General features: G+C 72.9%; 24 protein-coding genes and 1 pseudogene. 20 read left to right on the top strand and 5 right to left on the bottom strand.

Features of this window, described 5'->3' with window-relative positions; genetic code table 11:
• Window positions 1-138: 138 nt before the first annotated feature.
• The 7 genes from NFU81_RS10980 to NFU81_RS10950 all read left to right on the top strand — a co-directional run bounded on the left by NFU81_RS10980 (window position 139) and on the right by NFU81_RS10950 (window position 5,487).
• On the top strand, window positions 139-948 hold the full coding sequence (locus NFU81_RS10980; protein ID WP_251488135.1) for a helix-turn-helix domain-containing protein: 810 nt from the start codon (window positions 139-141) through the stop codon (window positions 946-948).
• Between the two features lie 92 nt (window positions 949-1,040).
• Complete coding sequence (gene rimO, locus NFU81_RS10975; protein WP_251488132.1) at window positions 1,041-2,636, top strand: 30S ribosomal protein S12 methylthiotransferase RimO; 1,596 nt, start codon at window positions 1,041-1,043, stop codon at window positions 2,634-2,636.
• A complete protein-coding gene (gene pgsA / locus NFU81_RS10970; RefSeq protein ID WP_251488130.1) occupies window positions 2,633-3,451 on the top strand; it encodes a CDP-diacylglycerol--glycerol-3-phosphate 3-phosphatidyltransferase in 819 nt (272 codons plus the stop codon). The genes rimO and pgsA overlap by 4 nt, the downstream gene beginning before the upstream one ends.
• Complete coding sequence (locus NFU81_RS10965) at window positions 3,448-3,933, top strand: CinA family protein (protein WP_251488128.1); 486 nt, start codon at window positions 3,448-3,450, stop codon at window positions 3,931-3,933. Before pgsA ends, NFU81_RS10965 begins: the two co-directional genes overlap by 4 nt.
• Window positions 3,934-4,097: 164 nt before the next feature.
• The gene (locus NFU81_RS10960) at window positions 4,098-4,490 is read left to right on the top strand and encodes a helix-turn-helix domain-containing protein (protein ID WP_251488126.1); all 393 of its coding nucleotides are present in this window, start codon (window positions 4,098-4,100) and stop codon (window positions 4,488-4,490) included.
• A 152-nt stretch (window positions 4,491-4,642) separates the two neighbouring features.
• On the top strand, window positions 4,643-5,113 hold the full coding sequence (locus NFU81_RS10955) for a Dps family protein (RefSeq protein WP_251488124.1): 471 nt from the start codon (window positions 4,643-4,645) through the stop codon (window positions 5,111-5,113).
• A 101-nt stretch (window positions 5,114-5,214) separates the two neighbouring features.
• Window positions 5,215-5,487, top strand: a complete 273-nt coding sequence (locus tag NFU81_RS10950) for a hypothetical protein (protein ID WP_251488122.1) — start codon at window positions 5,215-5,217, stop codon at window positions 5,485-5,487.
• Window positions 5,488-5,490: 3 nt separating this feature from the next.
• Here NFU81_RS10950 and NFU81_RS10945 read toward each other — a convergent pair whose 3' ends face one another.
• Both NFU81_RS10945 and NFU81_RS10940 read right to left on the bottom strand, forming a co-directional pair.
• The gene (locus tag NFU81_RS10945; RefSeq protein ID WP_251488121.1) at window positions 5,491-6,291 is read right to left on the bottom strand and encodes a DNA-formamidopyrimidine glycosylase family protein; all 801 of its coding nucleotides are present in this window, start codon (window positions 6,289-6,291) and stop codon (window positions 5,491-5,493) included.
• Between the two features lie 102 nt (window positions 6,292-6,393).
• Complete coding sequence (locus NFU81_RS10940; protein WP_251488118.1) at window positions 6,394-11,049, bottom strand: ATP-dependent helicase; 4,656 nt, start codon at window positions 11,047-11,049, stop codon at window positions 6,394-6,396.
• A gap of 91 nt (window positions 11,050-11,140) precedes the next feature.
• On the opposite strand from NFU81_RS10940, the gene NFU81_RS10935 reads away from it, so the two are divergent.
• From NFU81_RS10935 to recX, 7 genes and pseudogenes are all read left to right on the top strand, one after another.
• Window positions 11,141-11,989: an AraC family transcriptional regulator gene (locus NFU81_RS10935; protein WP_251488115.1), complete on the top strand. Its 849-nt coding sequence runs from the start codon at window positions 11,141-11,143 to the stop codon at window positions 11,987-11,989.
• 9 nt (window positions 11,990-11,998) lie between these two features.
• Complete coding sequence (locus NFU81_RS10930; protein ID WP_251488112.1) at window positions 11,999-12,763, top strand: AzlC family ABC transporter permease; 765 nt, start codon at window positions 11,999-12,001, stop codon at window positions 12,761-12,763.
• Window positions 12,760-13,086 (top strand): AzlD domain-containing protein, encoded by a 327-nt coding sequence (locus NFU81_RS10925; RefSeq protein ID WP_251488109.1) that lies wholly within the window; start codon window positions 12,760-12,762, stop codon window positions 13,084-13,086. The genes NFU81_RS10930 and NFU81_RS10925 overlap by 4 nt, the downstream gene beginning before the upstream one ends.
• A 47-nt stretch (window positions 13,087-13,133) precedes the next feature.
• Window positions 13,134-13,328, top strand: coding sequence for a DUF3046 domain-containing protein (locus tag NFU81_RS10920; protein WP_251488106.1), 195 nt, complete (start codon window positions 13,134-13,136; stop codon window positions 13,326-13,328).
• Window positions 13,329-13,454: 126 nt separating this feature from the next.
• Window positions 13,455-14,594, top strand: coding sequence for an AI-2E family transporter (locus NFU81_RS10915; RefSeq protein ID WP_251488103.1), 1,140 nt, complete (start codon window positions 13,455-13,457; stop codon window positions 14,592-14,594).
• 218 nt (window positions 14,595-14,812) lie between these two features.
• Complete coding sequence (recA, locus tag NFU81_RS10910) at window positions 14,813-15,925, top strand: recombinase RecA (protein ID WP_251488101.1); 1,113 nt, start codon at window positions 14,813-14,815, stop codon at window positions 15,923-15,925.
• Window positions 15,828-16,520: pseudogene (gene recX / locus NFU81_RS10905) on the top strand (recombination regulator RecX); the annotation flags it as partial. The gene recA and the pseudogene recX, both read left to right, overlap by 98 nt.
• A 48-nt stretch (window positions 16,521-16,568) precedes the next feature.
• Here recX and NFU81_RS10900 read toward each other — a convergent pair.
• On the bottom strand, window positions 16,569-18,281 hold the full coding sequence (locus tag NFU81_RS10900; RefSeq protein WP_251488098.1) for an FAD-dependent monooxygenase: 1,713 nt from the start codon (window positions 18,279-18,281) through the stop codon (window positions 16,569-16,571).
• Window positions 18,282-18,573: 292 nt separating this feature from the next.
• Here NFU81_RS10900 and NFU81_RS10895 point away from each other — a divergent pair, with 292 nt between their 5' ends.
• Together NFU81_RS10895 and NFU81_RS10890 are read left to right on the top strand one after the other, a co-directional pair.
• On the top strand, window positions 18,574-19,329 hold the full coding sequence (locus NFU81_RS10895) for a response regulator transcription factor (protein WP_251488094.1): 756 nt from the start codon (window positions 18,574-18,576) through the stop codon (window positions 19,327-19,329).
• A 24-nt stretch (window positions 19,330-19,353) separates the two neighbouring features.
• A complete protein-coding gene (locus NFU81_RS10890) occupies window positions 19,354-20,784 on the top strand; it encodes a sensor histidine kinase (RefSeq protein WP_251488087.1) in 1,431 nt (476 codons plus the stop codon).
• A 30-nt stretch (window positions 20,785-20,814) separates the two neighbouring features.
• On the opposite strand, the gene NFU81_RS10885 is transcribed toward NFU81_RS10890, so the two are convergent.
• Complete coding sequence (locus tag NFU81_RS10885; RefSeq protein WP_251488084.1) at window positions 20,815-21,831, bottom strand: TAXI family TRAP transporter solute-binding subunit; 1,017 nt, start codon at window positions 21,829-21,831, stop codon at window positions 20,815-20,817.
• 128 nt (window positions 21,832-21,959) lie between these two features.
• Here NFU81_RS10885 and miaB point away from each other — a divergent pair, with 128 nt between their 5' ends.
• Window positions 21,960-23,459 (top strand): tRNA (N6-isopentenyl adenosine(37)-C2)-methylthiotransferase MiaB, encoded by a 1,500-nt coding sequence (gene miaB, locus NFU81_RS10880; protein ID WP_251488083.1) that lies wholly within the window; start codon window positions 21,960-21,962, stop codon window positions 23,457-23,459.
• A gap of 57 nt (window positions 23,460-23,516) precedes the next feature.
• The gene (locus tag NFU81_RS10875) at window positions 23,517-24,245 is read left to right on the top strand and encodes a class III extradiol dioxygenase subunit B-like domain-containing protein (protein WP_251488082.1); all 729 of its coding nucleotides are present in this window, start codon (window positions 23,517-23,519) and stop codon (window positions 24,243-24,245) included.
• A gap of 129 nt (window positions 24,246-24,374) precedes the next feature.
• Here NFU81_RS10875 and NFU81_RS10870 read toward each other — a convergent pair whose 3' ends face one another.
• Window positions 24,375-24,611: an antitoxin gene (locus NFU81_RS10870; RefSeq protein ID WP_251488080.1), complete on the bottom strand. Its 237-nt coding sequence runs from the start codon at window positions 24,609-24,611 to the stop codon at window positions 24,375-24,377.
• Between the two features lie 205 nt (window positions 24,612-24,816).
• Here NFU81_RS10870 and miaA point away from each other — a divergent pair, with 205 nt between their 5' ends.
• Window positions 24,817-25,740, top strand: coding sequence for a tRNA (adenosine(37)-N6)-dimethylallyltransferase MiaA (miaA, locus tag NFU81_RS10865; RefSeq protein ID WP_251488079.1), 924 nt, complete (start codon window positions 24,817-24,819; stop codon window positions 25,738-25,740).
• A 105-nt stretch (window positions 25,741-25,845) separates the two neighbouring features.
• The gene (locus tag NFU81_RS10860; RefSeq protein ID WP_251488078.1) at window positions 25,846-26,388 is read left to right on the top strand and encodes a hypothetical protein; all 543 of its coding nucleotides are present in this window, start codon (window positions 25,846-25,848) and stop codon (window positions 26,386-26,388) included.
• Window positions 26,389-26,445 lie beyond the last annotated feature (57 nt).

Genomic DNA, 26,445 nt, shown 5'->3' with positions numbered 1-26,445 from the left:
TCTGTTCGTACGTCAACTTCGGCAGGGAGGACGACATCCTGATGGCGGACAAAATCCGGCCGTCCGCTTGCCCCTCGTTTTCCTGCCCCCCCTAGACTGAACCTCCAGCAGGCGGCTGCACGCTCGAAAGGCGCCCTCGTGTCCCTCGGCAACACGCCCACCGAAGACCGGCCTTCGGTCGGCCACGCCCTCGCCCAGGCCCGCATCGCCGCCGGGCTCTCCATCGACGAGGTCAGCACCAGTACCCGGGTGCGCGTCCCCATCGTGCAGTCGATCGAGCAGGACGACTTCTCCCGCTGCGGCGGTGACGTCTACGCCCGCGGCCACATCCGTACGCTCGCCCGCGCCGTCGGCCTCGACCCCGAGCCGCTGATCGCACAATATGCGGCCGAGCACGGTACGGAGGTCGTGCCGGCACCCGTCGCGCCGATGTACTCGGCCGAGAAGATCCGCTCCGAGCCGCGCCGGCCCAACTGGACCGCGGCCATGGTCGCGGCGATCGTCGCGGTCATCGGCTTCGTCGGCTACACCGCCTTCACCGGCGACAGCGACGGGAACGGCGCGAAGGCCGACCCCGCACCGCCCACCCCGAGCAGCTCCGCCACCAAGCCGACCACGCAGACGACGAAGGGCACGCTGCCGCCCACCCCCGACCCGACGGGCAGCGCCATCGCGGCCGCCCCGCCCGGCAAGGTCACGGTCAAGATCAGCGCCGAGGGCGGCGTGAGCTGGGTCCAGGCCACCGACCACAACGGAAAGCGGCTCTTCCAGGGCTCGCTCAAGAAGGGCGACTCGGAGACCTTCACCGACGACAAGAAGATCAAACTGGTCGTCGGCAACGCGGGCGCGGTGCAGCTCTTCGTCAACGGCAAGGACCTGGGCGCGGCCGGCACCGACGGCCAGGTGGTCCGCCTGACGTACACCCCGGGCGACCCGGCCCAGGGCTAGTGCCCGAGGCTTCCCGCGGTCTTCCTGAGGTGTTCCGGCCATCGGCGGCCGAGGCGCGAAGGGTGCGAGAAGGCAGCGGGTAGTCTGAGTGCATGCCCGAAACCCGTACCGTCGCCCTTGTCACGCTCGGATGCGCCCGTAACGAAGTGGACTCGGAAGAGCTTGCCGGCCGGCTGGCGGCGGACGGCTGGCGGCTGGTCGAGGACGCGGCGGACGCCGACGTGGCGGTCGTCAACACCTGCGGCTTCGTGGAGGCGGCCAAGAAGGACTCGGTGGACGCCCTCCTCGAGGCCAACGACCTCAAGGACCACGGCCGCACCCAAGCCGTCGTCGCCGTCGGCTGCATGGCGGAGCGGTACGGCAAGGAACTGGCCGACGCTCTGCCGGAGGCCGACGGTGTGCTCGGCTTCGACGACTACGCCGACATCTCCGAGCGACTGCAGACGATCCTGGCCGGCGGCGTCCACGCCCCGCACACCCCGCGTGACCGGCGCAAGCTGCTGCCGATCAGCCCGGCGGAGCGCCAGGCGTCAACGGTCGCGCTGCCGGGTCACTCGCAGGGGGGTCACTCGAACGGGGCCTTGTCCGGGACGGATGCTTCCGCCACGGCGGATGGCGGACCGGCCGTGGACCTCGCCGACCTGCCCGAGGGCGTCGCACCCGCATCCGGCCCGCGCGCACCGCTGCGACGGCGGCTGGGATCGGGGCCTGTCGCCTCGGTGAAGCTCGCCTCCGGCTGCGACCGGCGCTGCACCTTCTGCGCGATCCCCTCCTTCCGCGGCTCCTTCATCTCGCGCCGCCCCTCCGACGTCCTCGGCGAGGCCCGCTGGCTGGCCACCCAGGGCGTCAGCGAAGTGATGCTGGTCAGCGAGAACAACACCTCCTACGGCAAGGACCTCGGCGACATCCGGCTGCTGGAGACGCTGCTGCCCGAGCTGGCGGCGGTGGAGGGCATCGAGCGGGTCAGGGTCAGCTATCTGCAGCCCGCCGAGATGCGCCCCGGGCTCATCGACGTGCTGACCTCCACGCCCGGTGTGGTGCCCTACTTCGACCTGTCCTTCCAGCACTCCGCCCCCGGCGTGCTGCGGGCCATGCGGCGCTTCGGCGACACCGACCGCTTCCTCGACCTACTCGGCGCGATCCGGGCGAAGGCGCCGGAGGCGGGCGTCCGCTCCAACTTCATCGTGGGCTTCCCCGGCGAGACCGAGGACGACCTGGCCGAGCTGGAGCGCTTCCTGAGCGCCGCCCGGCTCGACGCGATCGGGGTGTTCGGCTACTCCGACGAGGACGGCACCGAGGCGGCCGGCTTCGAGGGCAAGCTGGACGACGACGTGATCGCCGCCCGGCTGGCCCGGGTCTCCCGGCTCGCCGAGGAGCTGACGGCGCAGCGCGCCGAGGAACGCCTCGGGGACACCGTCCGGGTGCTGGTCGAGGCGGTGGACGAGGAGACCGGCGAGGTGACGGGCCGCGCCGACCACCAGGCGCCGGAGACGGACGGCCAGGTCGTGCTGGTGTCCGCCGGAGAGGCCTGGCAGCCGCAGCCGGGGACCTTCGTGACTGCGAAGGTGACCGGGGCGCAGGGCGTGGACCTGGTGGCCGAGCCGCTCGGCGGTGCTGCCTCGGTCGGTGCGCCCGCCGGGCCGGCCGCCGACGCGGCCACGGCAGGGCCGGCGGTGGTGGGCAGATGAGCGGAGCCCCCGCGCCGGCCGCGTCCCCTTCCCCCTCCTCGTCGTCCTCTTCTTCGTCCGCGGCTTCCACGCCGCCGGGCGCGTCGGCGGGCGGCGCTGGGTCGGGTGCCACGGTGGCGCCCGCCTCGCTGACCGACCCGGTGGCGGGCACCGATCACGCGGGTGACCCGGTGGCGGCCAAGGCCGGCCTGTGGAACATCGCCAACCTCCTGACGATGACCCGGCTGGTGCTGGTCCCCGGGTTCGTGCTGCTGCTCGTCCACGACGACGGGCACGACCCGAAGTGGCGCTCCTTCGCGTGGGCGGCCTTCGCCATCGCGATGATCACCGACCTCTTCGACGGCGAGCTGGCCAGGCGTTACGGGCTGGTCACCGACTTCGGCAAGATCGCCGACCCGATCGCGGACAAAGCGATCATGGGCGCTGCCCTGGTCGGGCTGTCCGCGCTGGGCGACCTGCCGTGGTGGGTCACGGCCGTGATCCTCTTTCGCGAGCTGGGCATCACGCTGCTGCGGTTCTGGGTGATCAGACACGGGGTGATCCCGGCCAGCCGGGGCGGCAAGCTCAAGACGCTCACGCAGGGCGTCGCGGTCGGCATGTACATCCTGGTGCTGACCGGGCCGCTGGCCAGCGCCCGCGCCTGGCTGATGGGCCTCGCGGTGCTGCTCACGGTGGTGACCGGGCTCGACTACGTACGGCAGGCCGTCGTGCTGCGGCGGGCCGGTCTGGCCGCCGAGCGGACGGCGGCGCGGGAGGCCGCCGCGTCTGCGGGCGCCGGGGCTGCCGAGGGCGACGAGCCGGAGCAGGGCGCATGACGGTCGGTGCCGCGGCCGAGGCGCTGAGGCTGCTGGAGCTGCGGGGCGGCACGCTGGCCGTCGCGGAGTCGCTGACCGGCGGACTGCTGGCCGCGGAGCTGACCGGGGTGCCCGGCGCGTCCCGCAGCTTCCGCGGGTCGGTCACGGCGTATGCCACCGCGCTCAAGCAGGAGCTGCTGGGCGTGGACGGGCTACTGCTGGCCGAGCGGGGCGCGGTGGATGCGCAGGTGGCGCGCGAGATGGCCGGGGGCGTACGCCGTCGGCTCGGCGCGGACTGGGGCGCCGCCACCACCGGGGTCGCGGGTCCTGACCCGCAGGACGGCCAGTCCGTGGGCACCGTCTTCGTGGCGGTGGCCGGTCCCGGCGGGGTCGACGAGGTCGCTGCGCTGCAGCTGAGCGGGGACCGTACGGCGATCCGCAGGGCATCGGTCGCGGCCGTGCTCGATCTGCTCGTCGAACAACTTCTGAAGGTCTCCGAATAACCGGCCCGGTGTGCGTTCAGCGGCGGAGTACAGGGAAGAACACCGAGGGGCGGGATGTTTGCAGCCCTGAGTGAACACGTCTTTGCTCCCCGCACGGCCGGTGCCCGAGGCGGTACGGTGGGGCGAGAAGGATGCGGTACCGCGATCCGAGGAGGGAGCCACCGATGATTCTGCTCCGTCGCCTGCTGGGTGACGTGCTGCGTCGGCAGCGCCAGCGACAGGGCCGCACCCTGCGCGAGGTCTCCTCGTCCGCCCGGGTTTCGCTCGGCTATCTCTCGGAGGTCGAGAGGGGGCAGAAGGAGGCGTCCTCCGAACTGCTCTCGGCGATCTGCGACGCCCTGGACGTACCGATGTCCGAGGTGATGCGTGAGGTCAGCGACGATCTGTCGCTCGCCGAGCTGGCACAGTCCGCGGCGTCCGAGGCCACTGCCGCACCGATGCGGCCGCTGCTCGGCACAGTCACATCGGTCACGTCCGTCACGTCCACCCCGGACGAACGGATCACCATCAAGGCACCGAAGAAGTCCGCGGAAGCCGTGGACGTCGTCGCCGCCTGATTTTCCGGCTGTTTCCCCGCGTGGACGGCGTGCGGCGGCGGTTCTGCCTTTGCCGTGTTCGGAACGGCGAGGCAGGGTAGGCGGAGAAGGTCCGATTGCGGTCGTAAGCGGCCAAATCGGATCCGAACGCGTCGATCCGCTGGGAGAACCGCATGAGTGTCGTGAAGAGCCCTCTGTCCGAGCAGGACCGCAAGGCCGTGGGAGACGCCCTCCAGGGCGCTCTCGTGGACCTTCTCGACCTGTCGTTGCTGGCCAAGCAGGTGCACTGGAATGTCGTGGGACCGCGCTTCCGGTCCATCCACCTCCAGCTCGACGAGGTCGTCGACAGCGCGCGGACCCACGCGGACACCGTCGCCGAGCGCGCCTCGGCCATCGGCGTCTCGCCGGACGGCCGCGCCGGGACGGTCGCCAAGACGAGCGGCATCGACACGGTGACCGACGGCTGGGTCAAGGACACCGAAGTCGTCGAGATCATGGTCGCCGCGCTGGGCGCCGTCATCACCCGTTTGCGCGACCGCATCGAGCTGACGGACAAGCCGGACCCGGTCAGCCAGGACATCCTGATCGGCGTCTCGCGCGACCTGGAAAAGGCGCACTGGATGTTCCAGGCGGAGAACGTCTGACCGCCCCGTCCCGTCGCTCGCCTCGGTACGGGAGGCCAAGGGCAGTACGGGGGCCGCCGCGTGCGGCCCCCGCCGCGAACTCGGGGTCTGAGGAGGCGGCCATGCATGCGCTCCAGGAACTCCCGACAGTCCCTTCCCGGCCCGCTGCAGCGGCGTCGCACCTGTCGTGGCGGCGGATGCTGCGCTGCGTCATCGGTGCGATCGGCGGGGTGCTGTGGTGGGGCGCGCTGCTGCGGCTCGCGATACGCCCCGAGGCGGGCGGCCCCTGGCAGAGCGCGCTGGCCGCGGGCGGCTGGAGCCTCGGCCTGATACCCCTGCACGCGGTGCCCGCACGTATCCGGCGCCCACACAGGGGCGACGCCACGGCCACCTGAGGCCTACCGTCCGGGTACGGGACCGCGCTGGCAGCGCGGGCACCAGTAAGCCACCCGCTCCCGCCCCGCCGGGCCGTGCTCGCCCGCCATGACGGAGGTGCCGCAGCGCAGGCACGGCCGGTGTGCCCGGTCGTACACCCAGTGCGTACGCCCGCGTCGCAAGTCCCCGGTCGTCACATGGCCCGGGCGGGCCTTGTTCGCCTCCAGCAGCCGCTTGGCCAGCAGCACCAGCTTCTCCGGCGCCGCGACCTCGCCGAACGGCGTCCACGGGGTCACTCCGCGCAGGAAGCACAGCTCGGCGACGTAGACGTTGCCGATCCCCGCGAGATTGCGCTGGTCGAGCAGCGCCTCACCCACCGGCCGCTCCGGGCCTGCGGCCAGCCTGGCCAGCGCCGCCGCCGGGTCCCAATCCGGCCCGAGCAGATCGGGGCCGAGGTGGCCGACCACCTGCGACTCGTCCGCTGTGGGCAGCAGTTCGAGCACCGGCAGCCGGTAGCCGACGGCGGTCCTCGCCTCGTTCCCCAGCACTGCCCGCACCTGGTGCTCGGCCCCGCCCCGCCAGCGCTCCCCGGGCGCGTAGAGGTGCCAGGCACCGTCCATCCGCAGATGCGAGTGCAGCGTCCAGCCGTCGTCCAGCCGCGTGAGCAGGTGCTTGCCCCGAGGGGCGACCTCCAGCACCCGTCGTCCCTCCAGCCGCACCGTGGGCATCTGCGGCACCCGCAGCTCAGCCCGCACCAGCGGACGCCCCGCCAGCGCCGCGTCCAGCCGCTGAGCGGTCAGCCACACCGTGTCTCCTTCAGGCACCCCTCCATCATGCCCCTCGCATCCGCGAGCCTTCCTCCCGCACCCGCGGCTGGGCGCCGCGGGGGCGGGCACTTGGGTCCTGCGGAGGCACCCCGCCGAGGATCAGTGGGAGTCGCGGAGGCGCAGGCCACGGGGGGTGGCGTGGAAGCCTGCTGCTTCCAGCGCGCGGCCGAGCGGTGAGGTCAACGCGGACTCGCCGTTCGTCCGCTCGACCGTCAGCTTGCCCAGGGCGCCTTCCCGGACGGCCAGGGCCAGCGCATCCGCCGCGGCCTGCATCCGTATCTCGTCGGTGGGCCAGGCCAGGAGCGTCTTGCCGCCGCGCTCCACGTAGAGGGCGACCTCGCCGTCGGTGAGCACGACGAGCGCGCCCGCCTTGCGGCCGGGGCGGTGCCCGACGCCTGCCGGCTGCTCCGGCCACGGCAAGGCGGCGCCGTAAGGGTTGGCCGGGTCCGCCGCGGCAAGCACCACCGTCCTGGCGCGGCCCGGCTGTTCCTCCTCCCGCTCCCGGGCCGTACTCAGCGCACGCAGCCGGTCCACCGCCCCGTCCATGGCGAACTGCGCCGCGCCCAGGCCTTCGATCACATAACCGCGCCGCGCCTGGCCGGTCTCCTCCAACGCCGCCAGCACCCGGTAGGCCGCGGAGAAGCCGCCCTCGACCCCCTCCGCCGCCACCGCGCCCCTGGTGACGACCCCGTGCCGGTCGAGCAGGGCGTGGGTGAGGGCATGGGCGCGCAGCGTTGGGTCCTGCTCGGCCACCGGTACCAGCGACCAGCGCCCGGCGGTGGTCGGCGGACCGTTGCGGGAGGCCGTGGCGCGAGGTACGGCCCGGGCGGCGAGCGAGCTGTACCGGCCGCGCGGTACCGACCGGGGTGCCCGATGCGCGGTCGCCCCCGCGGTGCGGCCGGAACCGAGCAGCGCCCGCAGTGGTGCGAGCGTGTCGTTGGTCAGCCGGCCCGACCACGCCAGATCCCAGAGGGCGTCGGCAAGTTGCGGCTCCGTGACCTCCAGGCCGCCCGCCCGCACCTGGTCGGCGATCTGCCGGAAGAACAGCCCGTACCCGCCGGACAGCGCGGACAGCACCGCCTGGTGAAGCGGGGTCGTCTCCAGCGGTTGCGGCGCGGGGAGCAGCAGCGGCGCGGTGTCGGCGAGGTAGAGGGAGATCCAGCCGTCCTTGCCGGGCAGCGCACCGGCTCCCGCCCAGAGGATCTCGCCGGACGCGGTCAGCTCGTCCAGCATCGCCGGGTTGTAGCCGGTGACCCGGGACGGCAGGACCAGCTTCTCCAGGGCCGACGCGGGCACCGACGCTCCCTGCAACTGCTCCACCGCCCGCGCCAGACCGTCCATTCCGCGCAGGCTGTGGGTGCCGATGTGCTGCCACTGCGGCAGGAAAACGCCCAGTGTCGCCGGCGGCACCGGCTCCAGCTCCTGCCGGAGCGCCGCCAGGGACCGTCGCCGCAGCCGGCGGAGCACTGCCGCGTCGCACCACTCCTGACCCGCACCGCCGGGCCTGAACTCGCCCTGAACCACCCGCCCGGCGGCCCCGAGCCGGTGCAGCACGCCGTCCGCAACCGCCGCCCCGAGCCCGAATCGGGCCGCCGCCTCCCCAGTCGTGAACGGACCGTGCGTACGCGCGTAGCGGGCCAGCAGATCCCCCAGCGGGTCCTTCACCGGTTCGGTGAAGGCCACCGGCACCCCCACCGGGAGCGCGGTGCCCAACGCGTCCCGCAGCCGTCCCGCGTCCTCGACCGCCGCCCAGCGCTCGGCGCCGGCGATGCGCACCCGGATCGCCCGCCGGGCGGACTCCAGCTCAGCGGCCCAGGCCGGCTCGGCACCCCTGGCGGACAGCTCCGCGTCGGTCAGCGGTCCGAGCAGCCGCAGCAGGTCCGCGACGCCCTCCGCGCTCCTGGCCCTGCGGTCCTCGGTCAGCCACTGCAGTTCGCGGTCCAGCTCCGCCAGCACGTCGGCGTCGAGCAGTTCGCGCAGCTCCGCCTGCCCCAGCAGTTCGGCCAGCAACCGCGAGTCCAGGGACAGCGCGGCCGCCCGCCGCTCCGCCAGCGGCGAATCCCCTTCGTAGAGGAACTGGGCGACATAGCCGAACAGCAATGACCTTGCGAAGGGCGACGGCTCGGCCGTGGTCACCTCGACCAGCCGCACCTTGCGGGCCTCGATGTCGCCCATCAGCTCCACCAGCCCCGGCACGTCGAAGACGTCCTGGAGGCACTCGCGCACCGCCTCCAGCACGATCGGGAACGAGCCGTACTCGGAGGCGACCTCCAGCAGTTGTGAGGCGCGCTGGCGCTGCTGCCACAGCGGGGTGCGCTTGCCGGGGCTGCGGCGCGGCAGCAGCAGCGCGCGGGCCGCACACTCGCGGAACCGGGAGGCGAACAGTGCGGAGCCGCCCACCTGGTCGGTGACCAGCTGCTCGACCTCGCCCTTGTCGAAGGCGACGTCCGCGGCTCCGACCGGCGACTGCTCGGGATCGAACTCCGCCCCCCGCGCTGTCGGGGTGACATCCAGCAGGTCGAGCCCCATCAGGTCGGCGTCCGGCAGCCGCAGCACGATGCCGTCGTCGGCATGCATCGCCTGCACGTCCAGGCCGTACTTCTCCTGGAGCCGCGCGCCGAGTGCCAGCGCCCAGGGCGCGTGCACCTGCGCGCCGAACGGCGAGTGGATGACGACCCGCCAGTCGCCCAGCTCGTCACGGAAGCGCTCGACCACGATCGTCCGATCGTCCGGGATGTGGCCGCAGGCCTGCCGCTGCTCGGCGAGGTAGGCCAGCACGTTGTCGGCGGCCCAGGTGTCGAGCCCCGCGGCCGACAGCCGCTCCCTGGCCGGCCCCTCGGCCAGCGCACCCACCTCGCGCAGCCACGCCCCCAGCGCCCGGCCCAGCTCCAGCGGCCGGCCGAGCTGGTCGCCCTTCCAGAAGGGCAGCCGCCCCGGCACACCCGGCGCGGGTGAGACCAGCACCCGGTCCCTGGTGATGTCCTCGATCCGCCAGGACGTCGTGCCCAGAGTGAAGACGTCGCCGACCCGGGACTCGTAGACCATCTCCTCGTCCAGCTCGCCGACCCGCCCACCGCCCTTCTTCGGGTCGGCTCCGGCCAGGAACACCCCGAACAGGCCCCGATCCGGAATGGTGCCGCCGGAGGTGACGGCGAGCCGCTGGGCTCCCGGCCGCCCGGTCAGGGTGTTCGCCACCCGGTCCCACACCAGCCGCGGCCGCAGTTCCGCGAAGGCGTCGGAGGGATAGCGTCCGGCGAGCATGTCGAGCACCGCCGTGTAGGCCGAGTGCGGCAGGGACGCGAAGGGCGCCGCACGGCGCACCACCGCCAGGAGCTCGTCGACGTCCCAGCTGTCCAGCGCGGTCATGGCGACGATCTGCTGGGCCAGCACGTCGAGCGGGTTGGCGGGGACCCGCAGCGACTCGATCGACCCTGCCCGCATCCGCTCGGTGACCACCGCGGACTGCACCAGGTCACCGCGGTACTTGGGGAAGACCACGCCGGTGGAGACCGCGCCGACCTGGTGCCCCGCGCGGCCGACGCGCTGCAGCCCCGAGGCGACCGAGGGCGGTGACTCCACCTGGACGACCAGGTCGACGGCACCCATGTCGATCCCCAGCTCCAGGCTGGAGGTGGCGACGACGGCGGGCAGCCGCCCGGCCTTGAGGTCCTCCTCGACCAGTGCCCGCTGCTCCTTGGACACCGAGCCGTGGTGGGCGCGGGCGAGCACCGAAGGGGCACCGCGGGCCGCTCCGGACTGGGCCATGAGCTGGGCGGGGGAGTGGGCCTCCGGCAGCGGCTCGCCCTCCGCCCGCTCATGGCCGATCTCGTTGAGCCGGTTGCACAGCCGCTCGGCCAGCCGCCGCGAATTGGCGAAGACGATCGTCGAGCGGTGCGCCTGCACGAGGTCGGCGATCCGCTCCTCCACATGCGGCCAGATCGAGGGCCGCTCGGCCGGACCCGCGGCGGGGCCGCTGTGCTCGGCCTGGTCGGCAACCGGCGAGCCGCCCAGCTCGGCCAGATCCTCCACCGGCACCACCACCGACAGCCGGAACTCCTTCTGCGACGGTGGCTGGACGACGGTCACCCTGCGCTGCGGGGACAGATAGCGGGCGATCTCGTCCACGGGACGTACGGTGGCCGACAGCCCGATCCGGCGGGCGGGCCGGTCCAGCAGGTGGTCGAGGCGTTCCAGCGACAGGGCCAGGTGGGCGCCCCGCTTGGTGCCCGCCACCGCGTGCACCTCGTCCAGGATCACCGTCTCCACCCCGCTCAGCGCCTCACGGGCGGCGGAGGTGAGCATGAGGAAGAGCGATTCGGGGGTCGTGATGAGGATGTCGGGCGGCCGGGTGACCAGCGCGCGCCGCTCCGCCGGCGGGGTGTCGCCCGAGCGGATTCCGACGCGTACCTCGGGCTCGGGCAGCCCGAGGCGTACCGATTCCTGGCGCAGGCCCGCGAGGGGGCTGCGCAGATTGCGCTCCACGTCGACCGCCAGGGCTTTCAACGGTGAGACGTACAGCACCCGGCACCGCTTGCGGGCCTCGGCCGGCGGCGGGGTGGCGGCCAGCCGGTCGAGGGCGGCCAGGAAGGCGGCGAGTGTCTTGCCGGAGCCGGTGGGTGCGACGACCAGCACGTCGGAGTCCTCGGCGATGGCCGTCCACGCCCCGGCCTGGGCGGGTGTGGGCTCGCTGAACGCCCCCGTGAACCACGCGCGGGTGGCGGGGGAGAAAGCGTCGAGGCTGCTGCGACTGGACATGCCACCATCCTGCCTCGCCGCACCGACAGCGCGCTGAGCCGGATTCGCCGCCTGTGGATAACTCCTGGCGCGGTCACGCCACAATGGCCTCATGGCGGCCCGCGAGCAGGCAAGACACTGGGAGCACCCCGCGCTGCCGGGGGTGGACCTGCTGCGGGCGCGCTACGTCCGCCACACCTTCCCCCGGCATGCTCATGATGGCTACGTGATCGCCGCGGTCACCGGGGGAGTGGAGGGCATCGGCCTGCCGGACGGGGCCGAGCGGGCCGGCCCAGGCGGTGTCGTGCTGATCAACCCCGAGACCCCGCACTCGGCGTACGCGGGCACCGAGGAGGGCTGGGCCTACCACGTCCTCTATCCCGCACGGCAGGTCGTCGCCGCGGTGGCCGCCGAGCTCTCCGCGCCGCGCGGCACCCCCGCCTTCGACACCACCGTCGTGGTCGACCCGGTCACCGCCCGGATGATCGCCGACGTCCACGCCGCCGCGGAGAGCGACAACGCGCTGGCGGCCGACACCTGCCTGCGGCTCCTGCTGGCCCGCGTGCTCGCCCGGCACGGCACCGGACCCGTCGCCGCACGCGGCCTCTCCGGCGGGCAGGCCGTTGCCGCCCGCGCACGAGATCTGCTGACGGCCCGGCTCGCGGAGCCACCGAGCCTGGAACAGCTCGCCGCCGAGTTCGGCACCAGCCCTTTCGCCCTTCTGCGGGCGTTCAAGTCCGCCTACGGGTTGCCCCCGCACGCCTGGCTGACCGGCGAGCGCGTCAAGGAGGCCCGCAGGCTGCTGGACGCCGGGGTCGCGCCCGCGAGCGCGGCGACAGCCGTCGGCTTCACCGACCAGTCGCACCTCAACCGCCACTTCACCCGGATCGTCGGCGTCCCACCCGGGGCGTACCAGCGCGAACGCAAGAACGTACAAGACGTGCTGCTGAGGCCTTCCTAGCCTGGGCGAATGACCGCACCGCCGATATCCGGCAGGGCCGCAGACCGGCCGCCGCCCCCGTACCCGTCCCGCTCACGCGTGGTCCGCGACGCCCTCGGCGTCGGTGTGGCCGTGGGCCTGTCCGGTTTCGCCTTCGGCGTGACCTCAGCCGGAGCCGGGCTCACGGTGCTGCAGAGCTGCCTGCTGTCCCTGCTGGTCTTCACCGGGGCTTCGCAGTTCGCCCTGGTCAGCGCGCTCGGTACGGGAGGCAATCCCTTCGCGGCCGCGGCCGGCGCCTTCTTCCTGGGCGCCCGCAACGCCTTCTACGGGCTGCGGCTGTCCCAACTGCTGCGGCTGCCGGCGGCGCTGCGGCCGCTGGCCGCGCAATGGGTCATCGACGAGACGTCCGCGGTGGCGCTCGCCCAGCCGGACCGGGCCAGTGCCAGGCTCGGCTTCACGGTGACCGGCGCGAGCCTGTATGCGCTCTGGAATCTCACGACCCTGGTCGGAGCGCTGGGCGCCTCCGCACTCGGCGATCCCGCGGCCTGGGGCCTGGACGCGGCCGGCCCTGCCGTCTTCCTCGCCCTGCTGGCCCCCATGCTCAAGGGCCGTACCGAGCGGGCCGTGGCCGGGCTCGCCGTGCTGCTCGCGCTGGGCGGGCTGTCGCTGCTGCCGGCCGGAGTGCCGGTACTGGCCGCCGCTCTGGCCGCGCCACTGGTGCTGGCCGCCGGCCGTCGGAACCGCGGCGACGGCGCCGCGCCGGCCGGCCCGGCAGCACAGGAGGCGCGGCAATGAGCGCGGCCGTCAACACGTGGACGGCGATCGCCGTCACCGCGGCAGGCTGCTACGCGGTGAAACTGCTCGGCCTGTCGGTACCGGCGGGGCTGCTGGAGAAGCCGCTGGTCAAGCGGCTCGCGGCGCTGGTGCCGATCGCGCTGCTCGCCGCGCTCACCGCACTGCAGACCTTCGGGACCGACCAGCTGCGGCTCACCGTCGACGCGCGCGCCGCCGGGCTCGCCGCCGCCTGGATCGCGGTGCTGCTGCGGGCGCCCTTCCTGGTGGTCATCGCCGCGGCGGTGCTCGTCACCGCGGCGGTACGCGCGCTGTCCGGCATGTGACGGCGGCCTGGCCGGACCCGCGCCGCGGGCGCGCGATACTGGCAGCCATGCGGTTGACGATTTTCTGGGAACGAATGCGCGCCCACTTCGGTGACGCCTACGCCGACTCCTTCGCACGTGACCATGTGATGGCCGAACTGGGCGGGCGTACGGTCCACCAGGCGCTGGACGACGGCTGGGAGACCAAGGCCGTCTGGCGTGCGGTGTGCGTCGCGATGGACGTACCCGCAGCCCTTCGCTGACCCGACGCCGGGCGGACACCACGCGGTTTCCGCCCGGCGGCACCACCCCGTCGATGCCCGGCGTGCCCGCTGCGCCGAATGAGTCGAAATCAGGACTTTCCCCACCCCCGAGGTGACACTGGGCGCGTGGCAGGAAGCGACGACACCCCCGATCCGGCCACGCCTCCTGCCCCGCCGCCCGGCGGACCCGGCCCGCACGACACGCCCGGTACACCGCGCGCCCGCATGCCGCGCTGGCTGCCGCGCGCTCTGGTGCTCGCCCTCGCGCTCTTCGCTTGCTACCAGCTCGCGCACTGGGCCTTCGACCGGCTGCTCGGGCTGCTCGTCAACGTCGTGATCTCCTTCTTCTGTGCCGTCGCGATCGAGCCCGCGGTGGACTGGATGGCCGCCCGCGGGGTCCGCCGCGGGTTGGCCACCGGCCTCGTCATCCTCGTGGTGCTGGCCGCCGCGGCGGGTTTCCTGCTGGCGCTCGGCTCGCTGCTGGTCGGCCAGATCGGCACCATCGTGCGCAACCTGCCGCGGTACGTGGACGACGTCGTCATGTGGATCAACAGGACCTTCCACTCCCATCTCGACACCGGCAAGCTCCGGGACAACGTCCTGCACTCCGACTGGGTGCGCACCTATCTCGCGAACGGCGCGAGCAGCGTGTGGGGGCTGTCCGCGACCGTCATCGGCACGGTGTTCCAGCTCCTCACCGTGCTGCTCTTCACCTACTACTTCGCCGCCGACGGACCCCGGCTGCGGCGTGCGCTGTGCTCCGTCCTGCCGCCCGCCCGCCAGGCCGAGGTGCTGCGGGCCTGGGAGATCGCGGTCGCCAAGACCGGCGGGTACCTCTACTCCCGAGCGCTGATGGCCCTGATCTCCGGGGTCGCGCACTACGTCCTGCTCCAGGTGCTCGGGGTGCCCTATGCTCCCGCGCTCGCCGTCTGGGTCGGCCTGGTCTCGCAGTTCATCCCGACCGTCGGCACGTATCTGGCGGGCGCCCTGCCGGTCCTGATCGCGTTCACCGAGGATCCGTGGGACGCGCTGTGGGTGCTGTGTTTCGTCGTGGTCTACCAGCAGTTCGAGAACTACCTGCTCCAGCCGCGGATCACCGCGCGGACGGTGGACATCCACCCGGCGGTCGCCTTCGGCTCGGTCATCGCGGGCACGGCCCTGCTCGGTGCGGTCGGCGCCCTCATCGCGATCCCCGTGACCGCCACCCTGCAGGGCTTCTTCGCGGCCTACGTGCGGCGCTACGAGGTGACCGATCCCCGGGCGTGACGGCCGCGGCGGGTCGCTTGACACCAAATTCGAACATCCATTCTTATGGAATGCGCCGGGCGGATTCTCCGGGTCGGCGGCATGGATTTCGGCCGGAACCGCCGGCCGGAACCGCCCGAGTTATCCACAGGCCGGAGCGACGTCCGGGCGCATTGTCAGTGGCAGGCGCTAGCGTCGTGGACGTGAAGCGATCGAACCAGACATCCCGGGTGGAACCCATGGCAGGAAACGACCGCGACAAGGCGCTCGACGCCGCGCTCGCGCAGATTGAACGGCAGTTCGGCAAAGGCGCGGTCATGCGCCTCGGCGACCGGCCGAATGAACCCATCGAGGTCATCTCCACCGGGTCGACCGCCCTGGACGTGGCTCTCGGCGTCGGCGGACTGCCGCGCGGCCGGGTGGTGGAGGTCTACGGACCGGAGTCCTCGGGCAAGACCACGCTGACCCTGCACGCGGTGGCCAACGCGCAGAAGGCCGGCGGCACGGTGGCGTTCGTGGACGCCGAGCACGCCCTCGACCCCGACTACGCCAAGGCCCTCGGCGTCGACACCGACAACCTCCTGCTGTCCCAGCCGGACACTGGTGAGCAGGCGCTGGAAATCGTGGACATGCTGGTCCGCTCCGGAGCCATCGACCTCATCGTGATCGACTCCGTGGCAGCCCTCGTGCCGCGGGCCGAGATCGAGGGCGAGATGGGCGACTCGCACGTGGGCCTCCAGGCCCGGCTGATGAGCCAGGCCCTCCGCAAGATCACCAGTGCGCTCAACCAGTCGAAGACCACCGCGATCTTCATCAACCAGCTCCGCGAGAAGATCGGTGTGATGTTCGGCTCGCCGGAGACCACCACCGGTGGCCGCGCGCTGAAGTTCTACGCCTCCGTCCGGCTCGACATCCGCCGGATCGAGACGCTCAAGGACGGAACCGACGCAGTCGGCAACCGCACCCGCGTCAAGGTCGTCAAGAACAAGGTCGCGCCGCCCTTCAAGCAGGCCGAATTCGACATCCTCTACGGCCAGGGCATCAGCCGCGAGGGCGGTCTGATCGACATGGGCGTCGAGCACGGCTTCGTCCGCAAGTCCGGCGCCTGGTACACGTACGAGGGCGACCAGCTCGGACAGGGCAAGGAGAACGTCCGCAACTTCCTCAAGGACAACCCGGACCTGGCGGACGAGATCGAGAAGCGGATCAAGGAGAAGCTGGGCGTCGGCGTGCCGAAGCCCGAGGCTCCGGCAGCCCAGCCGGGCGCCGACGCGGCAGGTGCCGCGGTACCGGCCAAGGCAGAGGTCCCGGCGCCGAAGAAGGCGGCCAAGGCCACCGCTGCCAAGGCCTGACGCCGTGGCGCGCAGGTCCCAGGAGCGCGGCGGCTCTTCCGAGTCGAGGGCCTCGCGAGAGCCGCCGCTCGATCCCGAGGAGCAGGCGCGGGCGCTGTGCCTGCGTCTGCTCACCGGGACCCCTCGCACCCGGCGGCAGCTCGCGGACGCCATGCGCAAGCAGGAGATCCCCGACGAGGTCGCGGAACACGTCCTGGAGCGCTTCCAGGACGTAGGGCTGATCGACGACCAGGCGTTCGCCAACGCCTGGGTGGAGTCACGCCACCGCGGCCGCGGCTTGGCCCGCCGGGCGCTCGCCCGGGAGCTGCGGCATCGCGGGGTGGAGGCCGAGCTGGTGACCGAGGCCGTCGGCCTGCTCGACCCCGAGCAGGAGGAGGAGACCGCACGGGTACTCGTCCAGCGCCGGCTGCCCGGCACCCGAGGCCTGGACCGGGACCGGAGGATCCGACGGCTGGCCGGAATGCTCGCCCGCAAGGGCTACAGCGAGGGGCTGGCCCTCAAAGTGGTGCGCGACGCCCTCGCACAGGAGAAGGAGACCGACCCCGACGGCGCCGAGTCGTGGTCCGGCGCAGAGGGGTTGGACCCATGGGAATAGCCGAGCGGCCGGGTCGGCGGGCGTCACGCAGCCCGCACCGGCTGCGGCCTACCGCGTAGGCCCGCTGACGCGTGTGCCCGCGGCGTCGCTCTCCGGCGCCCCGCGGGCGTCGTCGTGCTGACCGCCGCCCTGGCCGTCGTCCTCGTCGCCGCCGACCGCGGCCGGCGGACCGCCGCGGGCGAGGTCGGCGTAGGAGTACAGCTCGGCGGGACGGCAGCCGACCATGGCCGTGACCAGATGCCCGTCCGGCCGGATCAGCAGCACGCTGTGCGCCGTCGCCCCCGGGTAGGTCTCGGCCACCAGCAGTTCCGCGGGAGTGGGCAATGCGGCGACCGCCGACGCCAGCCGCGGCATCAGCCCGGCCGTCAGCCAGTGCCGGCTCTCCCACACGCCAGTCCCGGGCGCGACCAGGACCACGACCAGACCCTGCCCCAGCCGGTCCCGCAAGCGGCCGACCGTACCGTCGAGCGCCGTCACCTGTACGTCGGCGACCTGCCCGCCCGGCGGTGTGTCACACCCCGCCACCAGCGGCGACGCAGCGGACTTGCCCCCGCCCGACCGCGGCGCGGGCAGGGCGAGCGGCGAGCGCCCGTAGACCCGGGAGACGGCCGCCGCACCTCGCCCGAGGTGGCTGTCGGTCAGCAGTTCCGCCTGCCCGCGCGCCGACCCCGACAGCAGCGACTGCCGTACGGTCTGCCAGGTACCGCTCGCCCGGAGCAGCGGGAGCACCTGGTCGGTGGCCCGCAGCCGCGCGCCGACCGCGCCGCGCCGCTCGGCCTCATAGCTGTTGAGCAGCAGCTTGGACCCCCCGTCGTGCCAGGCGAGTGCCAGCTTCCAGGACAGGTTCTCGGCGTCCCGCAGCCCCTCCTCGACGCTCTGCGCCCCCAGCGCGCCCATCAGATGCGCGGCGTCCCCGGCCAGGAAGGCCCGGCCCGACCGCCAGCGCCTGGCCAGCCGCTGGTGGACGGAGTAGTCGGCGGAACCCACGACCTCGTAGGGCACGACGCTGCCGCACCATGCGGTGAGGGTGCCGCGCAGCCGCTCCACCAGGGCGTCGGGGGTCAGCGGACGGGCCTGCACCGGCAACAGCCAGTCCAGCCGCCACAGTCCTTCGGGAAGCGGCCGTGCCGTCACCTCCTGCCCGGCGGGTGCGCCCGGCGGGTCCCGGTGCAGCAGGGCGACGCCCGGCTCCGGCAGGTCGGCCCGCACCACCGCCACGGCGTGCCGGTCCACCGCGGTGCGCCCGGGGAAGCGCACCCCCAGCAGCTTGCGCACCGTCGACCGGGGGCCGTCGCAGCCCACCAGGTAGCTGCCCCGCCACCACGTCTCGTGCGAGCCGGTGGTGTGCACGGTGATCCCGCGCGCGTCCTGCTCCAGCGCGTCCACCCGGCAGCCCGCGACGATCCGCACCGAGCCGCAGCCGAGCAGCGCCTGCCGCAGGCCGTTCTCCAGCCGGTGCTGGGCGATGTGCACCGGTGCGTCGTCCGCCCCGAAGTCGATCCGCGCCACCTCGGCACGCCGGCGTACGGTGCGCCATCCGGTCCAGGTGGCGCCGTCGTCGCGGACGGCAGGGAAGCCCAGCCGCTCGACCAGCGCCACTGCCGCCGGTCCCAGCACCGCGGTGCGCGAGCGCCGCAGCCCCTCGGCGTCGGCGATCACCTCCGCCTCGTCCAGGAGGATGACGGGGACGTCACGGCGGGCCAGCGCGAGGGCGAGGGTCAGGCCCACAGGGCCGGCCCCCGCGACGATCACCGGGTCCACAGTGCGGTCCCCGGAAGAAGTGCGGTCACAAAGCGTATGCAACCCACTGCGCCTGCCCGCGTCAAGCGACAGTCGCACGTCGGCGCGGTGCGCCGACGGCACGCCCGGCGCATACCGGATGCATCGAACGGCGTTCGGGACGCGTACCGGCTCGGTAACGGTCGGCACCGTAAGCCGGTACACCCTTGACGCACCCCCGGCCGATCGGCGTGGATTCGGTCACAGGGGCCGGGCACGACCCGGGACGGACGGATGTGGCCGGCGTGGGCCGGGCCGAAGAAGGAGACCGCAGATGCGGCTGCTGCTGGTGGAGGACGACGACCGGGTCGCCGCGGCCGTCTCCGCACTCCTCGGCAAGCACGGATTCGACGTCAGGCACGCCCGCAGTGGCGAGGAGGCGATCCAGGCCCTGCTGCCCGACGGCGGCCCGGCCTTCGACTGCGTCCTGCTCGATCTGGGCCTGCCCGACCAGGACGGGTTCGAGGTGTGCAGCCGGATCAGGCGCAGGACGGCCACACCGGTGATCATGGTCACCGCCCGCGCCGACGTCAGGTCCCGCATCCACGGCCTCAACCTGGGCGCCGACGACTACATCGTGAAGCCGTACGACACCGGGGAACTGCTCGCCCGCATCCACGCAGTCAGCCGCCGTGCGCCGCTCAACCCGGCAGGCCTCGTAGCGCCCGAGCCGCTGCTCGGCGACGGGCCGCCCGCGGCCGCGCAGGCCGCCGTGCCCGCCGCGCAGCGCACCTGCCTGCTGCTCGGCCGGATCGCCATCGAGCTGACCACCCGCCGGGTCACCGTGGACGGCGAGTCGATCGTGCTGACCCGCAAGGAGTTCGACCTGCTGGCGCTGCTAGCCGGGCGGCCCGGAGTCGTCTTCCGGCGGGAGCAGATCATCAGCGAGGTGTGGCGGACGGCGTGGGAGGGTACGGGCCGAACCCTGGAGGTCCATGTGGCGTCGTTGCGTTCCAAGCTGCGTACCCCGGCCATGATCGAGACGGTGCGCGGCGTCGGCTACCGGCTCGTCGTGCCGTCCGCCGGCTGACCCCGACAGCCCAGGTCCCCCGCCGTGCGCTCCCGACTGCTTCCGCTGCTGATCGTGCTGATGGCGGGCGTTCTGCTGGCCCTCGGTATCCCGCTGGCCGCGAGCCTGGCCGCCGCACAGCAGCAGCGCGTCGTCGTCGACCGGATCGACGACACCACGCGTTTCGCCGCGCTCGCGCAGTTCGTCACCGCGCGCGACGAGCAGAAGTCCGTGGTGGACAGCGTGGACGGCGAAAGGCTGCACACATTGCGCACGGAGCTCGCCCGCTACCAGCAGCTCTACGGCATCGGTGCGGGCGTCTTCTACCGTGACAGCGCGCCCATGGCCGCCGCCCCCAAGAGCTGGCAACTGCCCGCGGAGGGCGAGCTCTACGACGCCTACGAGTCAGCACTGCTGGGCCGCCGGGCCCACGATCCGGCGCAGGTGTGGCCCTGGCAGCACCGCAGGCTGGCCATCGCGTCGCCCATCGTGCGGGACGGCGACGTGGTGGCGGTGGTCGTCACCGACTCTCCGACCGGCGCCTTGCGCTCGCGCATCCTGCACCAGTGGATGCTGCTGGCGGCCGGCGAACTCGCGGCAATGGTCATCGCCATGCTGTGCGCGGTGCGGCTCACCGGCTGGGTGCTGCTGCCGGTCGCCACCCTCGACCGGGTCGCCCACGACATCGCCACCGGCCGGATGAAGTCCCGGGGCAGGGCGGCCAGCGGGCCGCCGGAACTGCGGCGCCTGATCCAGTCGTTCAACGAGATGGCCGACAACGTCGAGGCCGTGCTCGACCAGCAGCGCGCCTTCGTCGCCGACGCCTCCCACCAGTTGCGCAACCCGCTGTCCGCACTGCTGCTGCGGATCGAACTGCTCGGCCTGGAGCTGCCCGAGGGCCACACCGAGGCCGAGTCGGTCAAGGAGGAGGGGCACCGGCTTGCCCAGGTGCTCGACGACCTGCTCGGCCTGGCACTGGCCGAGAGTTCCGGCAGCCAGTTGGAGGCGATGGATATCGCGGCCATGGCCCGCACGCGTACGGCGGCCTGGCGCCCGTACGCCGACCGGGCCGGCGTCGGACTGGACCTCAGGACACCGCAGGACGACGCGGTGGTGGCCGGGTGGGCTGACCCCGTCGCCCTGTCCAGTGCACTGGACGCGGTGTTGGACAACGCCATCAAATTCACCCCCGCAGGCAAGGCCGTCACGGTCGTGGTGGCGGTGGACGGCGACAGCGCCACCGTCGTCGTCGCCGACAGCGGCCCGGGGCTGGCGGACGAGGAGCTGTGCAGGATCGGCGACCGCTTCTGGCGCAGCGCCCGGCATCAGAATGTGCAGGGTTCCGGTCTCGGCCTGTCCATTGCCAAGGCTCTGCTCAGCCAGGGCGGCGGCGCCATCGCGTACAGCCACCGCGATCCCTCCGGCCTCGAGGTCACCCTCCGCGTGCCGCGCACGGCACCGGCGGTGGCGACGTAGGGCCTGTCGTCCGGGTCACGGCTGCGGCCGCTACGGCTTGACCGAGCGGTAGTAGCGTTCCGCGCCCACGTGCAGCGGCAGCGGGTCGGTGAAGACGGCGGTCCGCAGGTCCACGAGTTGGGCCGCGTGGACGACGGTGCCGATCGCATCCCTGCTGTCGATCACCGCCCGGGTCAGCCGCTCGACGAGCCCGTCGTCGGCACGGTCCGTGGTGACAAGCAGGTTCGCCACCGCGACGGTCGGCACGGCCTTGCCGCCCTGCGCCGCCGGATAGGCGTCCGCCGGCATCACCGCCTGCCGGTAGTAGGCCATGTCGGCGCCCATCGCGTGCAGCGGGGCCACCAGGTCCCCGAGCTGCACCAGCTTGATCCTCGCCACCGGGGTGGCCATCGCGGACACCGCTGCCGTCGGCAGCCCGCCGGACCAGAAGAAGGCGTCGAGCCGGCCGCCGAGCAGCATCGCCGGCGCCTGGTCGATGCCGACCGGCTCCGCCGTCACGTCCTTGCTCATGTCCATGCCCGCGGCGGCGAACAGCCGGCGGGTGATCAGATTGACGCCGGAGTCGGCCTGCCCCACCCCGACCGTCATATGGCGCAGGTCCTTGATGGAGCGGACGGGGGAGTCGATCGGCACGACCAGCTGCATGTAGTCGTCGTAGAGCCGCGCGACCGCCCGCAGCCGCTCCCTTCCCGGGCCGTCGTAACTTGCCACGGCGTCGGCAGCCGCAATGGTGAAGTCGTCCCGCCCCGAGGCGACCCGCTTGATGTTGTCGACGGACCCCTCGGTGTGCTCCAGCGTGACCTTGACCCCGGGCAGCGCCGTCCGCAGGTCGCTCTGCAGAAGCATCCCGTATTTCTCGTACACCCCGTTGGCGACGCCCGTGGCAAAGGACAACGGGGCACGGGGGTAGCCGGGGCCGCCGGACGGGAGCAGCCACCACAGCAGCAGGGCCAGTGCGGACGCGCCGGCCAGCGCGGTCTGCAGCGCCCGCCGCCACCGGGCACGGCGGCCCTGCGGCCACAGTGTGCGGAGGCGGTGGAGGTCCATGCCCCGCGATCCTGCCAGGCTGCGCTGATACGCGGAAGTGCCGGCGGACACGCAGCGGGGCCGGCGGCCGTGAGCGTCGCAAGACGGGGGCGGCGCAGCCCGGGAACCACGTACTCTGGGGGATTGTTATGAGCGCGCGTACTTACGAGGTCCGCACCTACGGGTGCCAGATGAACGTCCACGACTCCGAGCGGCTGTCCGGCCTGCTGGAGGGCGCCGGCTATGTGCGGGCGCCGGAGGGCGCCGACGGCGCGGACGTCGTCGTCTTCAACACCTGCGCGGTGCGGGAGAACGCCGACAACCGGCTGTACGGCAACCTCGGCCAGCTGGTGCCGAAGAAGGCGGCCCGGCCGGGCATGCAGATCGCCGTGGGCGGCTGCCTGGCGCAGAAGGACCGCGACACGATCGTGAAGCGGGCACCCTGGGTCGACGTGGTGTTCGGCACGCACAACATCGGGCAGCTGCCGGTCCTGCTGGAGCGGGCCAGGATCGCGGAAGAGGCCCAGGTCGAGATCGTCGAGTCGCTGGAGACCTTCCCCTCGACGCTGCCGTCGCGCCGCGAGTCCGCGTATGCCGCCTGGGTCGCCATCTCCGTGGGCTGCAACAACACCTGCACCTTCTGCATCGTGCCGGCGCTGCGCGGCAAGGAGAAGGATCGGCGTCCGGGCGACGTGCTGGCCGAGGTCGAGGCACTGGTCGCCGAGGGCGTCGTCGAGGTCACCCTGCTCGGCCAGAACGTCAACGCCTACGGCTCCGACATCGGCGACCGCGAGGCGTTCGGCAAGCTGTTGCGCGCCACCGGCGCGGTCGAGGGCCTGGAGCGGATCCGCTTCACCTCGCCGCACCCGCGCGACTTCACCGACGACGTGATCGCCGCGATGGCGGAGACGCCGACCGTGATGCACCAGCTGCACATGCCGCTGCAGTCGGGCTCCGACCGGGTGCTCAAGGAGATGCGCCGGTCGTACCGGCAGGACCGCTACCTCGGCATCATCGAGAAGGTGCGCGCCGCGATGCCGGACGCCGCCATCACCACCGACATCATCGTGGGCTTCCCCGGCGAGACCGAGGAGGACTTCGAGCAGACGCTGCACGTGGTCCGCGAGGCGCGCTTCGCCCAGGCCTTCACGTTCCAGTACAGCAAGCGGCCCGGCACCCCGGCCGCGGAGATGGACGGCCAGATCCCCAAAGCCGTCGTCCAGGAGCGCTACGAGCGGCTCGTCGCGCTCCAGGAGGAGATCTCCTGGGAGCAGAACAGGACGCAGGTGGGCCGCACCATCGAGGTGCTGGTCGCCGAGGGAGAAGGCCGCAAGGACGACGCCACCCGGCGGCTGTCGGGCCGCGCGCCCGACAACCGGCTGGTGCACTTCGAGCGTCCCGAGGGACAGCAGGTCAGGCCGGGCGACATGGTGACCGTCGAGATCACCTACGCGGCGCCCCACCACCTGCTCGCCGAGCGGCCGCCGCTGTCCGTACGCCGTACGCGCGCTGGCGACGCCTGGGAGCGGCGGACCGCCGCCCCGGCGCCGCAGCCCGCCGGTGTGATGCTCGGGCTGCCGACGATCGGGGTGCCCGCGCCCGCACCGGCGGGGCCGATGGCCGCCGCGGGCGGTTGCTCGGTCGACTGAGCACGGGCTGCGCAAGGCGGCGGCCGGCTGTCCTGAGCCGGCGGTAGGGTGGCGATCATGCTGGTCGCCGCTGCCGTCTGCCCCTGCCCGCTGCTGCTGGTGCCCGAGGTGGCGGCCGGAGCCGCGCCGGAGCTGGACGCACTGCGGGAGGCCTGCGCGGACGCCGTCGGCCTGCTGGCCGCGTCCCGGCCCGACCTGCTGGTCGCCGTGGGGCCGGCCGACTCACCGGGCCGCAGTGCCTTCCCCACGGGCGCCTACGGCTCCTTCCGCCCCTTCGGCGTCGCGCTCGACGTACGGCTCGGCAAGGTGTCGGCGGCAGACGGTGAGCACGCCTCGGCCGGCGGCGCACCGCCCCTGCCGTCCTCGCTGGCCGTCGCCGCCTGGCTGCTGCGCGGCTGGAACGCCGGCCCGGTGGAGGGCCTGGGCGTGGGGGAGGAGCTGGCACCCGACTTGTGTGCCGCCGCCGGGCGGGAGGTCGTCGCAGCGGCAGGGCGGGTCGCCCTGCTCGTCATGGGCGACGGCAGCGCATGCCGCACGGTCAAGGCGCCGGGCTACCTGGACGAGCGCGCCGAGGGCTACGACGCGGCCGTCGCCGCTGCCCTGGCCGCCGCCGACGTCCGTACGCTGGCCGGACTCGACCCGGAGTCCGGGGCGCAGCTTCGTGCGGCCGGCCGGGCGCCCTGGCAACTGCTGGCCGGCGCCGCCGAGGGTGCGGGCCTCGGTGGGCAGTTGCTCTACGAGGACGCGCCCTACGGCGTCGGGTACTTCGTGGCCGGCTGGACGTAACCAGCCGGCACATTGCCGTCGGAAGCGGACATGGACAGGCCGCGGAAGGTGGAGTTCCGCGGCCGTCCGGCATCTTCAGCCGTTCGCCTGGCGCCGTGCGACAGGAACGGCCTCATCCGGCGCGGGTGTTCAGGTCGTACCGCCGGTGTCCTGGCCGCCCTTGTCGCCGAGGTTGCCCATGGTGTCCTTCGCCTTGTCGGCTCCGGTGTCGATCTTGTCGGAGTGTTTGCCGCCGGTCTTCGAGTCCGCGGTCTGCGCCGCCTTGTCGATTCCGGAGTCGACCTTGTCAGGGTGCTGCCGGGCCGTGTCGCCCGCCTTGTCCTTGGCCAGGCCGAGCTTGTCCTTGAGCGTGTCCATGAAGCTCATCTGGCACCTTCCCTCGAAGATGACGCGACCAGGGCGGGCGACTGCGGCCGCTTTGCGACAAGATGCCCGCAAAGCGGTACAAGCATCGCAAAATGCCCCTCACGTCAGACAATACTCGCGCCGCCGTGAATGCGCCCCGCCAACCCCGGACCGCCGGTGTCCCGGCCGATCGAGGTCGGCACCGGATGTTTGGGAGACTGGCACCGTGAAGAACCGTGTGATCGCCGTCGTCGGCCCCACCGCGGCAGGAAAGTCGGATCTCGGTGTCGCTCTGGCCCGGATGGTGGGCGGCGAGGTGATCAACGCCGACTCCATGCAGCTCTACCGAGGTATGGACATCGGCACCGCCAAACTCCCACCCGACGAGCGGCAGGGTGTGCCGCACCACCTGCTGGACATCTGGGACGTGACGCAGGCCGCCAACGTCGCCGACTACCAGCGGCTGGCCCGTGCCGAGATCGCCCGGCTGCACGCGGCGGGCCGCGTCCCGGTGCTGGTCGGCGGCTCCGGGCTGTACGTCCGGGCCGCGATCGACCCGCTGGAGTTCCCCGGCACCGACGCCGCCGTCCGGGCCAGGCTGGAGGCCGAACTCGACATGCGCGGCCCCGGCGCCCTGCATGCCCGGCTGGCCGCCGTCGACCCTGCCGCCGCCCAGGCGATCCTGCCGAGCAACGGACGCCGGATCGTCCGCGCCCTGGAGGTGGTCGAGATCACCGGTCGGCCCTTCACGGCCAACCTGCCCCAGGTGGAGGCGCAGGAGTCCGTCTACGACACCGTGCAGATCGGACTGGACATCCCCCGGCCGCTGCTCGACGAGCGCATCGCACTTCGGGTGGACCGCATGTGGGCCGCCGGCCTGGTCGCCGAGGTCCGTGCCCTGGAAACCGTCGGACTGCGCGAGGGCCGCACCGCCTCCCGCGCCCTCGGCTACCAGCAGGTGCTCGCCGCACTGGCCGGTGACTGCACCGAGGAGCAGGCGCGCGAGGACACCGTGCGGGCCACGAAACGTTTCGCGCGGCGACAGGATTCGTGGTTCAGACGTGACCGCCGTGTGCACTGGCTCACTGCCGGGGACGCGGAACTCACCGACCATGCGCTGAGGTTGCTCGAAGAAGCGGTCACAGCCTGATCACGTGATGGCATCGGGACGCTCCGGCGTCCGGGAGCAGCCCTCCGACCGTGCCATCATCGAGCATCTAGCTACGGTGTCGGAGACTCGGGAGGGCGCGTGGCGATGGCAGTCGGCCCACGCGACACCCCTCAGGGGCGCGACCCAGCAGCGGACTCCTACGAGTCCCATGCGTCACAGGAGATCCACGGCGTCCCGGCCAACGGTGCGGAACGCCTCGACGAACTGGCGCACTTGGAACCGCTGGACGCCCTCGGCGACCCGCTCGACCCGCTGGGCTCCATCGACGCGGTGCTGCCGCTCGACGGCGGCCAGTCCTTCCGCGAGCTGCGACCGCAACGGCGGCTGCGGATATGGCAGCTGGCCCCGATCATCGCGCTCGCGGTGGGCGGGTCGCTCATGTTCGCGTTTCCTCTCGCCTTCGAATCCGGCGACGCCGGCCCGGTCGTCGCCATGCTCGGCCTGCTGCTGTGCTGCTGCTCCGCGGGCTGGGGCCTGATGGCGGCCCGCCGGGTCGGCTACACCTGGCCCGGCCTGCCCGCCCGCGGGTCGGGCGCCCGGGTCGACTGGCGCTTCGTCGCTGGCTACGCGGCCGTGACCGTGCTGCTCGCCGCGCTGGCCGTCTGGCGCGTCGCGCGGCTGCGCTGACGCCTCGCGGCGCCTTCCGGCCGCCTGCCCGCGTACGGCAGGACAGCCCGTCCGCGT

The organism is Actinacidiphila cocklensis, from assembly GCF_907177275.1.
Classification (GTDB): domain Bacteria; phylum Actinomycetota; class Actinomycetes; order Streptomycetales; family Streptomycetaceae; genus Actinacidiphila; species Actinacidiphila cocklensis.
This window is presented reverse-complemented; position numbering and strand designations above follow the sequence as displayed.

What these genes read in the sequence shown, in the direction of transcription:
- rimO (WP_251488132.1), top strand. Translation starts at nt 1,041, where the DNA reads ATGCCCGAAACCCGTACCGTCGCCCTTGTCACGCTCGGATGCGCCCGT.
- pgsA (WP_251488130.1), top strand. Translation starts at nt 2,633, where the DNA reads ATGAGCGGAGCCCCCGCGCCGGCCGCGTCCCCTTCCCCCTCCTCGTCG.
- NFU81_RS10965 (WP_251488128.1), top strand. Translation starts at nt 3,448, where the DNA reads ATGACGGTCGGTGCCGCGGCCGAGGCGCTGAGGCTGCTGGAGCTGCGG.
- NFU81_RS10960 (WP_251488126.1), top strand. Translation starts at nt 4,098, where the DNA reads ATGATTCTGCTCCGTCGCCTGCTGGGTGACGTGCTGCGTCGGCAGCGC.
- NFU81_RS10955 (WP_251488124.1), top strand. Translation starts at nt 4,643, where the DNA reads ATGAGTGTCGTGAAGAGCCCTCTGTCCGAGCAGGACCGCAAGGCCGTG.
- NFU81_RS10950 (WP_251488122.1), top strand. Translation starts at nt 5,215, where the DNA reads ATGCATGCGCTCCAGGAACTCCCGACAGTCCCTTCCCGGCCCGCTGCA.
- NFU81_RS10940 (WP_251488118.1), bottom strand. Translation starts at nt 11,049, where the DNA reads ATGTCCAGTCGCAGCAGCCTCGACGCTTTCTCCCCCGCCACCCGCGCG.
- NFU81_RS10935 (WP_251488115.1), top strand. Translation starts at nt 11,141, where the DNA reads ATGGCGGCCCGCGAGCAGGCAAGACACTGGGAGCACCCCGCGCTGCCG.
- NFU81_RS10930 (WP_251488112.1), top strand. Translation starts at nt 11,999, where the DNA reads ATGACCGCACCGCCGATATCCGGCAGGGCCGCAGACCGGCCGCCGCCC.
- NFU81_RS10925 (WP_251488109.1), top strand. Translation starts at nt 12,760, where the DNA reads ATGAGCGCGGCCGTCAACACGTGGACGGCGATCGCCGTCACCGCGGCA.
- NFU81_RS10920 (WP_251488106.1), top strand. Translation starts at nt 13,134, where the DNA reads ATGCGGTTGACGATTTTCTGGGAACGAATGCGCGCCCACTTCGGTGAC.
- recA (WP_251488101.1), top strand. Translation starts at nt 14,813, where the DNA reads ATGGCAGGAAACGACCGCGACAAGGCGCTCGACGCCGCGCTCGCGCAG.
- NFU81_RS10895 (WP_251488094.1), top strand. Translation starts at nt 18,574, where the DNA reads ATGCGGCTGCTGCTGGTGGAGGACGACGACCGGGTCGCCGCGGCCGTC.
- NFU81_RS10885 (WP_251488084.1), bottom strand. Translation starts at nt 21,831, where the DNA reads ATGGACCTCCACCGCCTCCGCACACTGTGGCCGCAGGGCCGCCGTGCC.
- miaB (WP_251488083.1), top strand. Translation starts at nt 21,960, where the DNA reads ATGAGCGCGCGTACTTACGAGGTCCGCACCTACGGGTGCCAGATGAAC.
- NFU81_RS10875 (WP_251488082.1), top strand. Translation starts at nt 23,517, where the DNA reads ATGCTGGTCGCCGCTGCCGTCTGCCCCTGCCCGCTGCTGCTGGTGCCC.
- NFU81_RS10870 (WP_251488080.1), bottom strand. Translation starts at nt 24,611, where the DNA reads ATGAGCTTCATGGACACGCTCAAGGACAAGCTCGGCCTGGCCAAGGAC.
- NFU81_RS10860 (WP_251488078.1), top strand. Translation starts at nt 25,846, where the DNA reads ATGGCAGTCGGCCCACGCGACACCCCTCAGGGGCGCGACCCAGCAGCG.